This is a genomic window from Streptomyces sp. NPDC046900 (genome assembly GCF_040644975.1).
Classification (GTDB): Bacteria; Actinomycetota; Actinomycetes; order Streptomycetales; family Streptomycetaceae; genus Streptomyces.
The window spans coordinates 41,295-53,128 of record NZ_JBEYXD010000003.1; the positions used below are offsets into that span (position 1 = coordinate 41,295).

The window sequence follows — 11,834 nt, forward strand, 5'->3', positions numbered from 1 at the left end:
CCGGCAGAACCCGAGGCCGCCCTTCACCCGTGCGCCCGCGAAACGGCCCGCCGGTAGACGGACGCCCGCATCCCGATTGTCATCCGCTGCGATTACTGTCGGGTCATGGACGGGACTGCACCGAAGGCCTACGACACTTGCGCGCGGTACGAGAACGGCGCGGCCGGCTCGGCGTACGACGCGGCGGCCGTCGAGCGCTGGGCACCCGAACCAGACAAACGCCCGGGACGCACGGCCTTCCAGCGCGACCGCGCGCGGGTGCTGCACTCGGCGGCGCTGCGCCGGCTCGCGGGCAAGACACAGGTCGTCGCCCCGGGCATCTCCCAGGCCCTCGGCTCCGCGGCCGCGGGCGAGACCAGTACCGACGCCTGGGACGCCAGCCCCCGCACCCGGCTCACCCACTCGCTGGAATGCGCCCAGGTCGGCCGTGAGCTCGGCGCCGCCCTCGGCTGCGACCCCGACCTCGTCGAGGCGGCCTGTCTCTCCCACGACCTCGGCCACCCGCCTTTCGGGCACAACGGCGAGCAGGCGCTGAACGAGTTCGCGGAGGACTGCGGCGGCTTCGAGGGCAACGCCCAGTCCCTGCGGCTGCTCGCCCGCATCGAGCCCAAGCGTTTCGTGGGGGCCGACACCGGTGAACTCGTCAGCGTGGGCCTCAACCTGACGCGGGCCGTCCTCGACGCCGCCACCAAGTACCCCTGGCCGCGCGGCGCCCACCCCACCGATCCCACGTCCCGGAAGTTCGGCGTCTACGAGGACGACCGCCCCGTCTTCGACTGGGTCCGCAAGGGCGCCCCCGGCCACCGCACCTGTTTCGAGGCCCAGGTCATGGACTGGTCCGACGACGTGGCCTACTCGGTGCACGACTTCGAGGACGGCCTGCACGCCGGCCATATCGACCCCGGCTGCCTGCACGCCGAGCCGGAGCGGCAGGCGGTGTTCGCGGTCGCCCTCGGGCGGTACGTGCCGGCGGACACCGACCCCGAGCAACTGGCCGAGGCCCTCGACCGGCTCCTCACCCAGGAGTGGTGGCCGCGCGGCTACGACGGCTCCGCGGTCGCCCAGGCCCGGCTGAAGGACGCCACCAGCCAGCTCATCGGCCGCTTCTGCCTGGCCGCGGAGGGCGCCACCCGGGCGGCCTACGGCAGCGGGCGCCTCACGCGGTACGCCGCCGAACTCGTCGTACCGGACGGCGCCCGCATGGAGTGCGCGGTCCTCAAGGCGGTCGCCGACCGGTACGTGATGCAGCGCGCCGAGCAGGAGCGGCTCCGCGCCGACCAGCGGGTCGTGGTCGCCGAGCTGGCCGAGGCGCTCACCGCCCGGGCCCCCGAAGGACTCGACCCGCAGTTCCGGGCCCTGTTCGCCGAGGCGGCCGACGACCGCGCCCGCAAACGGGTGATCGTCGACCAGATCGCCTCGCTCACGGACGCCTCGGCGCGCTCCCTGCACGCACGGCTGACCCGGCGGACATGAGCCGAAGGTGACCTGACCCGGCCTGATCGGGGCACTCCCTCTTCCCGCACCACGCTCCATGCGAGAGGCTCGCATATGGCGACATCCTTAAGAGGAGGCATCAAGTGGTCGACGCGGATCAGACGTTCGTCATCGTGGGGGGAGGTCTCGCCGGTGCGAAAGCGGCCGAGACACTCCGCGCGGAGGGTTTCACCGGCCGGGTGATACTGATCTGCGACGAACGCGACCACCCCTACGAGCGGCCCCCGCTCTCCAAGGGGTACCTCCTGGGCAAGGAGGAACGAGACAGCGTCTTCGTCCACAAGCCCGCCTGGTACGCGCAGAACGACATCGAGCTGCACCTCGGCCAGACCGTCGTCGCCCTCGACCGCGAGGCCAGGACGGTCCGGTTCGGTGACGACGGCACCCTCGTCCGCTACGACAAGCTGCTGCTCGCGACCGGAGCCGAGCCCCGGCGCCTCGACATCCCGGGCACCGATCTCGCCGGCGTCCACCATCTGCGCCGGCTCGCCCACGCCGAGCGGCTCAAGGGCGTCCTCGCCTCGCTCGGCCGGGACAACGGCCACCTCGTGATCGCGGGCGCCGGCTGGATCGGCCTGGAGGTCGCGGCGGCGGCCCGCGAGTACGGCGCCGAGGTGACCGTCGTGGAGGCCGAGCCGACCCCGCTGCACGCGGTCCTCGGCCCCGAGCTGGGCAACCTCTTCGCCGAAGTGCACCGCGAGCACGGCGTCCGCTTCCGCTTCGGCGTACGGCTCACCGAGATCGTCGGCCAGGACGGCATGGTGCTGGCCGCCCGCACCGACGACGGCGACGAGCACCCCGCGCACGACGTGCTCGCCGCCATCGGCGCGGCGCCGCGGGTCGCCCTGGCGGAGTCGGCGGGGCTGGAGCTGGCCGACCGCGCGCAAGGGGGCGGCGTCGCGGTGGACGCGGGGTTGCGCACCTCCGACCCGCACATCTACGCGGCGGGGGACGTGGCGTCCTTCCGGCACGAGCTGTTCGGCACCCGGCTGCGGGTCGAGCACTGGGCCAACGCCCTCAACGGTGGCCCTGCGGCCGCCCGGTCCATGCTGGGCAAGGACATCACGTACGACCGCGTGCCCTACTTCTTCTCCGACCAGTACGACCTCGGGATGGAGTACTCGGGGTGGGCGCCGCCGGGGTCGTACGACGAGGTGGTGATCCGGGGCGACGCCGGAAAGCGGCACTTCATCGCCTTCTGGCTGAAGGAAGGGAGGGTGCTGGCCGGTATGAACGTGAATGTGTGGGACGTCACAGACCGCATCCAGGACCTGATCCGGGCCAGGACCGTGGTGAGCCCGGAGGCGCTGGCGGACCCCGGAGTGCCGCTGGAGAGCCTGTCCGCCTAGGTGCCCGCGCGTGCGCCCCGCGTCTTCGCCGGGGCGCCGCACGAGCCCCGTGGCTGTCGGTGCGCCACCGTAGAATCTCCTCGTGGCAGGACGGATCAACGACGAGGACGTGAAGGCGGTACGGGACGCGGTCCCGATCGACTCCGTCGTGTCCGAATACCTCCAGCTGCGCAACGCGGGGGGCGGCAACCTCAAGGGCCTGTGCCCGTTCCACGACGAGAAGTCCCCGTCCTTCCAGGTCAGCCCGAGCAAGGGCCTGTTCCACTGCTTCGGCTGCCAGGAGGGCGGCGACACCATCACGTTCGTGATGAAGGTCGACCACCTCTCGTTCTCCGAGGCCGTCGAGCGCCTCGCCGCCCGGACGGGCATCACGCTGCGGTACGAGGAGGGCGGGTACAACCCGACCCATCAGCGCGGTGAGCGCATCCGCCTGGTCGAGGCCCACAAGCTGGCCGCCGAGTGGTACGCGGAGCAGCTCGGCTCCGGCCCCGAGGCGGAGACGGGGCGGAAGTTCCTGGCCGAGCGCGGCTTCGACCAGGCCGCCGCGCTCCACTTCGGCGTCGGCTACAGCCCCCAGGGCTGGGACCACCTCACCCGCTTTCTGCGCGGCAAGGGCTTCAGCGACAAGGAACTGCTGCTGTCCGGTCTCTCCCAGGAGGGCCGCCGCGGCCCCATCGACCGCTTCCGGGGCCGGCTGATGTGGCCGATCCGCGACATCGGCGGCGACGTGGTGGGCTTCGGCGCACGAAAGCTGTACGAGGCGGACAACGGGCCGAAGTACCTCAACACGCCCGATACGGCCATCTACCGGAAATCACAGGTCCTGTACGGCATCGACCTGGCGAAGAAGGACATCGCGAAGTCGAGCCGGGCGGTGGTCGTCGAGGGGTACACGGACGTCATGGCCTGCCATCTCGCGGGAGTCACCACGGCCATCGCGACCTGCGGCACGGCCTTCGGCGGCGAGCACATCAAGATCCTGCGACGGCTGCTGATGGACAACGGCTCGGCGCGGGTGATCTTCACCTTCGACGGTGACGCGGCCGGACAGAAGGCTGCACTGCGCGCCTTCGAGGACGACCAGAAGTTCGCCGCCGAGACGTACATCGCGATCGCGCCGGACGGCATGGACCCCTGCGAGCTGCGCCTGGCGAAGGGCGACGAGGCCGTATCCGACCTGGTCGAACCCCGCACTCCGCTCTTCGAGTTCGCGCTCCGCCAGATCGTCGTACGGTACGACCTCGACACCCCCGCCGGCCGCGCCGCAGCCCTTGACGAGGCGGCCCCCATCGTCGCCCGCATCAAGAACAGCGGCGCCCAGCACGAGGTCGCGGTCCAGCTCGCCGGCATGCTCGGCATCCTCGACACCCAGTTCGTGGTCAAGCGGGTGGCGCAACTGGCCCGTTGGGCACGCGACCGGGGCGGCAGGGGACCCGCGCCCGCCGGCCGCCACCCCCAGCAGCCCTACCAGGCAGCTCCCCGCCCGACGGTCTCCGGCCCGGCACTGAACCTTCGCAACCCGGTCTTCGCGACCGAGCGCGAGCTGCTCAAACTCGCCCTCCAGCGGCCGGAGTTGGTCTCCCCGGCGTTCGACGCGTACGGGATGGACGAGTTCACCGCACCGCCGTACGCGGCGGTGCGCCAGGCGATCCTGGAGGCGGGGGGCGCGGAGTACGGTGCGCAGGACCCGCAGGAGTACCTGGTCCGGGTTCGCGAGGCGGCCCCCGACGACACGGTCCGCGCCATGGTGACGGAGCTGGCGGTCGAGGCCATCATGCTGCGCAAAGAGGTGGACGACACCTACGCGGGAGCCCAGCTCGTCACGGTCCGCCGCCGTGCGGTCGAGCGACGTGTCCGCGACATCCAGAGCACCCTGACCCGCCTCGGCTCCCACGCGGACCCGGCCCACCTCTCCGCCGTGCAGAACGAGCTGTGGGTCCTGCAGCAGTACGACCAGGCGCTGCGCGAACGCGGGGCGGCCGCGCTGTGAGCGCCGCCGCGCAGGGGCGTGGCCTGCTGCTCCACGACCTCGTCCACGCGCGCCTCGAGTGCCTCGAGGCGACGTCGCAGCTCCTCGTTCTCGCTCATGTTCCCCGTCCAGCCCGATCGGCCCTTCCCCTATGGTCCCGGTCCTCCGGTCAGATGGTCGAACGAACTGAGTAACCGCCCGGTCACGCACCGGACTCAAAAAGTGGACGCACGCCCCTCGTGGGAGCGATGTGTCGTACTCCACACTGGGTTCCGGTGCCTGAGTCCTCGGAGCGCGGCCGACCCGCCCACAGCGGGTCCGGCATCCCCGCGGTTCCGCTCATCGACTACGGGATGGCCGGCGGGCGAACCACCGGACCCATCCCCGACATACCGCTGCCGCATGTCTCAGCAGCGACATTCCTGGAGGTCGCCCCGGTGCAGACCCAGACCCTCACACAGACCGACGTCGTCAGCGACGAGCCGGGCATGGATACCGGCGTCCTCACGACGGTGTCCACGCACAACGGGCTCGCGCAGGACCCCGGGACGGAGGCCGAGCCCCAGGACCCGCCCGAACTCGACGAGCCGCCCGCGGGTGAGGCCACCGAGGAGCCCGAGCCCGTCGAACCGCTGCGCGCCCCCGCGGAGACAAGCGGCAGCCCCTCCTCGGACCTGTTCCGCCAGTATCTGCGCGAGATCGGCCGCATCCCCCTGCTCACGGCCGCCGAGGAGGTGGAACTCGCCCGCCGTGTCGAAGCCGGCCTGTTCGCCGAGGAGAAGCTGGTCAACACCCCGGACCTGGACACCCGGCTCGCCCTGGACCTGGACCGGCTGGTGGTCATGGGCCGGATGGCCAAGCGCCGGCTCATCGAGGCCAACCTGCGGCTCGTCGTCTCCGTCGCCAAGCGGTACGTCGGCCGCGGACTGACCATGCTGGACCTCGTGCAGGAGGGGAACCTCGGCCTGATCAGGGCCGTCGAGAAGTTCGACTACGCCCGCGGCTACAAGTTCTCGACGTACGCGACCTGGTGGATCCGTCAGGCCATGTCCCGGGCCCTGGCCGACCAGGCCCGCACCATCCGCGTCCCGGTCCACGTGGTCGAACTGATCAACCGCGTCGTCCGCGTCCAGCGCCGTATGCTCCAGGAGCGCGGCTACGAGCCGACGCCGGAAGAGGTCGCCGCCCATCTGGAGCTGCCCAGCGAGCGCGTCAGCGAGGTGCTGCGGCTCGCCCAGGAACCCGTCTCGCTGCACGCCCCCGTGGGCGAGGAGGACGACGTGGCCCTCGGCGACCTCATCGAGGACGGCGACGCCGCGAGCCCGGTCGAGTCCGCGGCGTTCCTGCTGCTCAGGGAGCACCTGGAAGCGGTTCTCTCCACTCTCGGCGAACGGGAGAGGAAGGTCGTACAGCTCCGGTACGGCCTCGCCGACGGCCGTCCCCGCACCCTCGAGGAGATAGGCCGCATCTTCGGCGTGACGCGTGAACGCATCCGCCAGATCGAGTCCAAGACCCTGAACAAGCTCCGGGACCACGCGTTCGCGGACCAGTTGAGGGGCTACCTGGACTGAAAAGGGGGCCGCTCGCAGGGAGCGGCCCCCAGGGACTCAGTCGACCTCGGCAACCGCCTGGGCGAACTGCGCCTTGTACAGCCGTGCGTAGGCACCGTCGGCGTCCACAAGGTCGCTGTGCGTGCCCTGTTCGACGATGGACCCGTTCTCCATCACCAGGATCGTGTCCGCGTCCCGGATCGTCGACAGCCGGTGTGCGATGACGAAGGACGTCCGTCCGTGCGCCAGTTTCGCCATCGCCTTCTGGATCAGGACCTCCGTGCGGGTGTCCACCGAACTGGTCGCCTCGTCCAGCACCAGGATCACCGGGTCGGACAGGAACGCCCGCGCGATGGTGATGAGCTGCTTCTCACCCGCGCTCACCCCCGTGCCCTCGTCGTCGATCACGGTGTCGTAGCCGTCCGGCAGCGTACGGACGAACCGGTCGGCGTGCGCCGCCCGCGCCGCCTCCTCGATCTCCCCGCGCGTGACCTCGCGCACGGCCCCGTACGCGATGTTCTCCGCGATCGTGCCCCCGAACAGCCAGGTGTCCTGGAGCACCATTCCGATCGAGGCCCGCAGTTCGTCCCGGGACATCTTGGCGACGTCGACCCCGTCGAGCGTGATCCGCCCGCCGGTGACCTCGTAGAACCGCATCAGCAGGTTCACGAGCGTGGTCTTCCCGGCACCCGTCGGGCCGACGATCGCGACCGTGTGCCCCGGTTCGACCTTCAGTGACAGATCCTCGATCAGCGGCTTGTCGGGGTCGTAGCGGAACGACACGTGCTCCAGTGCCACCCGGCCCCGCAGTTCCTCCGGACGCTGTCCCTGCTCGGGGTCGGCGGCCTGTTCCTCCGCGTCCAGCAGCTCGAAGATCCGCTCCGCCGAGGCGACCCCGGACTGCACCAGGTTCGCCATCGACGCCACCTGCGTCAGCGGCATCGAGAACTGCCGCGAGTACTGGATGAAGGCCTGGACGTCACCGATGGACAGGGAGCCCGACGCGACCCGGAGTCCACCGACGACGGCCACCAGCACATAGTTCAGGTTCGACACGAACATCATCAGCGGCTGCATCACACCGCTGTTGAACTGCGCCTTGAAACCGGCCTCGTACAGCTGCTCGTTCTGCTCGGCGAACTGCTGCGCCGACTCGTCCTGGCGTCCGAACACCTTGACCACGGTGTGCCCGGTGTACATCTCCTCGATGTGCGCGTTCAGCTTGCCGGTGGTGCGCCACTGCTGCACGAAGTGCGGCTGGGAGCGCTTGCCGATCCGCGTGGCCACGACGAAGGAGAGCGGCACGGTCACGAGTGCGACCAGCGCCAGCACCCACGACACCCAGAACATCACCACGAGCACACCGACGATGGTGAGCAGGGAGTTGACGAGCTGGCCCATCGACTGCTGGAGCGTCTGCCCGATGTTGTCGATGTCGTTGGTCGCGCGGCTGAGCACCTCACCGCGCTGCCGCTGGTCGAAGTACGACAGCGGGAGCCGCGACAGCTTCGCCTGCACGTCCTCGCGCATGCGGTAGACCGTCTTGTTGATGGCCCGGTTGGACAGCCGGGTGGACACCGCCATCAGCAGGCCGGCCACCAGAAACGTGCCGAGCGCGACCAGCAGGACGTTCCCCACGGCATCGAAGTCGATGCCCTTGCCCGGGGTGAAGTCCGTGCCGGAGAGCATGTCGGCGATGCCGCCCTCGCCCCGCTTCCGCATGGACTCGAGCACCTGCTCCTTGGTGAGTCCCGCGGGCATCTGCCGGCCGATGATCCCGGCGAAGACGAGGTCGGTCGCCCTGCCGAGGATCTTCGGCCCGATCACGGAGAGCCCCACGCTGAGCACGCCGCAGACCAACATCGCGACGATGAGGGTGCGTTCGGGCTTGAACTGGGCGAGGAGCCGCTTTCCGGATCCCTTGAAGTCCATCGAGCGCTGGTCGGGGCCGCCCCCGCCCATCATGCGTCCCATGGGCCCGGCCATCAGGCAGCCTCCGCTTCCGTGAGCTGGGAGAGCACGATCTCCCGGTAGGTCTCGTTGCTTGCCATCAGCTCGTGATGCCGGCCGGTGCCGACGACCCGGCCCTCGTCGAGGACCACGATCCGGTCGGCGTCCCTGATGGTCGCCACCCGCTGGGCGACGATCACGACCGTCGCCTCCGCGGTCTCCTGTGCTAGCGCCGCCCGCAAGGCCGCGTCGGTCGCGTAGTCGAGCGCGGAGAAGGAGTCGTCGAAGAGGTAGATCTCCGGCCGCTGGACGAGGGTGCGGGCGATGGCCAGACGCTGGCGCTGGCCGCCCGAGACGTTCGTGCCGCCCTGCGCGATGGGGGAGTCGAGCCCGTTCTCCAGCTTCGAGACGAACTCCTTGGCCTGCGCCACCTCCAGCGCCTGCCACAGCTCCTCGTCCGTCGCATCAGGATTGCCGTAGCGCAGGTTGGTGGCGACCGTGCCCGCGAACAGGTACGGCTTCTGCGGGACCAGCCCGACCGTCTTCGCCAGCAGCCGCGGCTCGACCTCCTGGACGTTCACGCCGTCCACGAGCACCTCGCCCTCAGTGGCGTCGAAGAGGCGGGGGATCAGCCCGAGCAGGGTCGACTTGCCGCTGCCGGTGGACCCGATGACGGCCGTGACCTCGCCGGGTCGCGCCACCAGGTCGATGGACTTGAGAACCGGCTCCTCGGCACCCGGGTAGCGGAACCCGGCGTTGCGGATCTCCAGATGGCCGTGGCGCCGCAGCTCGACCACCGGGGCGGTGGGCGGCACGACGCTGGACTCGGTGTCGAGCACCTCCTCGATGCGCTCGGCACACACCTCCGCGCGCGGCACCATCATGAACATGAAGGTGGCCATCATCACGGACATCACGATCTGCATCAGATAGGCGAGGAACGCGGTCAGGTCGCCGATCTGCATGCCGCCGCTGGCGATGCGGTGCGCCCCGAACCAGACCACGGCGATCGAGGAGAGGTTCACCACGGTCATCACGATGGGGAACATCAGCGCGAGGGTCCGGCCGGTGTGCAGGGAGACCTCGGTGAGCTCCGTGTTGGCCTCCCCGAAGCGGCCCTTCTCGTAGTCGTCGCGGACGAAGGCGCGGATGACGCGGTTGCCGGAGATCTGCTCGCGCAGCACCCGGTTCACCGTGTCGAGACGGACCTGCATGCTGCGGAACAGCGGCCGCAGCCTCCGCACGATCAGCGTCACGCTGATGCCGAGCACGGGCACGACGGCGACCAGTACGCCGGACAGCGGCACGTCCAGGCCGAGCGCCAGCACGATGCCGCCCACGCACATGATCGGCGCCGACACCATCAGGGTGAACGTCATCAGGGTGAGCATCTGCACCTGCTGCACGTCGTTCGTGGTGCGGGTGATCAACGACGGCGCCCCGAAATGGCCGACCTCACGGGCGGAGAAGGACTGCACCCGGTCGAAGATGGCGCCCCGGATGTCCCGGCCGACGGCGGAGGCGGTGCGGGCACCGAAGTAGACGGCGCCCATGTTGCACACGACCTGGCCGAGGGAGACCCCGATCATCAGGCCGCCGAAGGTCAGGATGTAGTTCGTGTCGCCCTTCACGACACCGTTGTCGATGATGTGCGCGTTGAGGGTGGGCAGGTACAACGTGGCGCAGGTCTGCAGGAACTGCAGCAGCACCAGCAGGAGGATCGGTTTCTTGTACGGGCGCAGGTGGGCCCTCAGAAGTCGTATGAGCACGCGAGATCTCTCGGAGTCGTCGACGGACGGCATCGCGGTCGGTGATGCACCACCCACTATCGTCCGACACTCCACCCGCGTTACCTCAACTGAATAATGCGGCGGCGGGCGGAAAAGCTGACGTGGATTCAGCCACCGGACGTGGACAGGCAAGGAGCCGGAAAAGGCACCGTACCGGTACGCCCGCACGTGTACGGCACCGAGCGAGCGTTCGAAGGTGCGGGCGTTTGTGACCCTATGAGCGGAATGCCCCCGGATGTGTCTGTTCGCGCACCGACACGTACTGCTGACGCACCGCCTGCCCCACCGCCAGTTCGTCGCCCGGGTCCAGCACCTGGCCGGCCGGTCCCTGCCAGGCGGGCGGGGTGCGCGGGTCGAGCGTGCCCCGCGACACGCCGAGAGACCAGGCCGCCTGCCGGGCCGCACCGACCGCCGCGTAGTCGGCCGGCTGCGGCACCACGACCTGCACGCCGAACAGTGCGGGCGCCGCGGCCTGCACGGCGGGCAGCTCCGCGGCGGCGCCCAGCAGGAAGATCCGCCGCACCTCGACGCCGCGCCCGCGCAGTACGTCCAGCGCGTCCGCGAGTCCGCACAGCATCCCCTCGAACGCGGCGCGCGCCAGGTGCTCGGGCCGCATCGACTCGCGCCGCAGTCCGGCCAGGGTGCCCGCGGTGTGCGGCAGGTTGGGGGTCCGCTCGCCCTCCAGGTAGGGCAGGAGGACGAGCCCGTGGGAGCCGGGTGTCGACTTCATGGCGAGCTCGGACAGGGCCTCCAGGTCGGGCACGCCGAGCAGTTCGGCGGTGCCGCGCAGGGTGCGCACCGCGTTGAGCGTGGTCACCACCGGCAGATGCATGCCGGTCGCGTCCGCCAGCGAGGTGATCATCCCGGTCGAGTCGACGAGTGCCTCGGGGTGCACGGCCATGACGGATCCGGAGGCGCCGAGTGAGACGACCGCGTCGCCGAGCCCGATGCCGAGACCCAGGGCGGCCGCCATGGTCTCGCCGGTGCCCGCGGAGATCAGCAGCCCCTCCGGGGTCGTCCCCGCCGCCTCGGAGGGCCCCAGCACCTCGGGCACCATGGCCTGGTGGCCGAGCGCCAGCTCGATCAGGTCGGTGCGGTAGGCGCCGGTCGCCGCCGACCAGTACCCGGTCCCGGAGGCCCCGCCGCGATCGGTGGTCCTGCGCAACGGCCGCCCGAGCAGCTGCCACACGAGCCAGTCGTGGGCCTGCAGCAGCATGGCGGTGCGCCGGGCGTTGTCGGGTTCGCTCTTGGCGAGCCAGCGCAGTTTGGTCACGGGCCGCGCGGCCTGGGGTACGCATCCGACGGCCTCGGCCCAGGCCTGCCGGCCGCCGAGGGCCTCGATCAGGTCGGCCGCCGCGACCTGCGCCCGCTTGTCGCCGCCGACCAGCGCGGGCCGCACGGTGGCGCCCTGGGCGTCCAGCGGGACCAGCGCGTTCTGCTGGGCGGAGACGCCGATGGCCTGCACGCCTTCGAGGAGTCCGCCGCCGGCCGCCTCCCCGAGGGACAGCAGCCAGGCCTGCGGATCGATGTCGGAGGGACGGCCTCCGCCGGCGGCGCCGGCCTCGGGGCTCTCCACCGGATGCGGTGCATACCCCTGCCTGAGCACGGCACCCGTGTCCGTGTCACAGACGACGATACGAGTGAAATCGGGCGAACTGTCCAACCCGGCGACTATCCCCATGGCGGAATTCTGCCGTACGGAGGGGGGTGGCCGCGCCGCGCCGGGAGCGCT

Annotated in this window: 7 protein-coding genes; 4 read left to right on the forward strand and 3 right to left on the reverse strand. The window is 70.6% G+C overall.

The genetic code is table 11. The annotated features are described in order from the left end of the window. Positions 1-105: 105 nt before the first annotated feature. The 4 genes from ABZ904_RS04265 (at position 106) to ABZ904_RS04280 (ending at position 6,383) form a co-directional block, all read left to right on the forward strand. Positions 106-1,473 (forward strand): deoxyguanosinetriphosphate triphosphohydrolase, encoded by a 1,368-nt coding sequence (locus ABZ904_RS04265; protein WP_359403665.1) that lies wholly within the window; start codon positions 106-108, stop codon positions 1,471-1,473. Positions 1,474-1,577: 104 nt separating this feature from the next. Then, complete coding sequence (locus ABZ904_RS04270; RefSeq protein ID WP_359403668.1) at positions 1,578-2,843, forward strand: FAD-dependent oxidoreductase; 1,266 nt, start codon at positions 1,578-1,580, stop codon at positions 2,841-2,843. An 82-nt stretch (positions 2,844-2,925) separates the two neighbouring features. Next, a complete protein-coding gene (gene dnaG, locus ABZ904_RS04275) occupies positions 2,926-4,833 on the forward strand; it encodes a DNA primase (RefSeq protein ID WP_360996639.1) in 1,908 nt (635 codons plus the stop codon). Positions 4,834-5,087: 254 nt separating this feature from the next. Further along, positions 5,088-6,383, forward strand: a complete 1,296-nt coding sequence (locus ABZ904_RS04280; protein WP_359403674.1) for an RNA polymerase sigma factor — start codon at positions 5,088-5,090, stop codon at positions 6,381-6,383. A gap of 36 nt (positions 6,384-6,419) precedes the next feature. On the opposite strand, the gene ABZ904_RS04285 is transcribed toward ABZ904_RS04280, so the two are convergent. The 3 genes from ABZ904_RS04285 to ABZ904_RS04295 all read right to left on the reverse strand — a co-directional run bounded on the left by ABZ904_RS04285 (position 6,420) and on the right by ABZ904_RS04295 (position 11,783). Beyond that, the gene (locus ABZ904_RS04285) at positions 6,420-8,348 is read right to left on the reverse strand and encodes an ABC transporter ATP-binding protein (RefSeq protein WP_359403677.1); all 1,929 of its coding nucleotides are present in this window, start codon (positions 8,346-8,348) and stop codon (positions 6,420-6,422) included. Next, positions 8,348-10,081, reverse strand: coding sequence for an ABC transporter ATP-binding protein (locus ABZ904_RS04290; protein ID WP_359403680.1), 1,734 nt, complete (start codon positions 10,079-10,081; stop codon positions 8,348-8,350). Before ABZ904_RS04290 ends, ABZ904_RS04285 begins: the two co-directional genes overlap by 1 nt. Positions 10,082-10,316: 235 nt before the next feature. Further along, positions 10,317-11,783, reverse strand: a complete 1,467-nt coding sequence (locus ABZ904_RS04295; protein ID WP_361821043.1) for an FGGY family carbohydrate kinase — start codon at positions 11,781-11,783, stop codon at positions 10,317-10,319. Between the last annotated feature and the right edge of the window lie 51 nt (positions 11,784-11,834).

Bases quoted from the DNA above. Each gene is read 5' to 3' on its own strand.
- ABZ904_RS04265 (WP_359403665.1), top strand. From the start codon at position 106: ATGGACGGGACTGCACCGAAGGCCTACGACACTTGCGCGCGGTACGAG.
- ABZ904_RS04285 (WP_359403677.1), bottom strand. From the start codon at position 8,348: ATGGCCGGGCCCATGGGACGCATGATGGGCGGGGGCGGCCCCGACCAG.
- ABZ904_RS04295 (WP_361821043.1), bottom strand. From the start codon at position 11,783: ATGGGGATAGTCGCCGGGTTGGACAGTTCGCCCGATTTCACTCGTATC.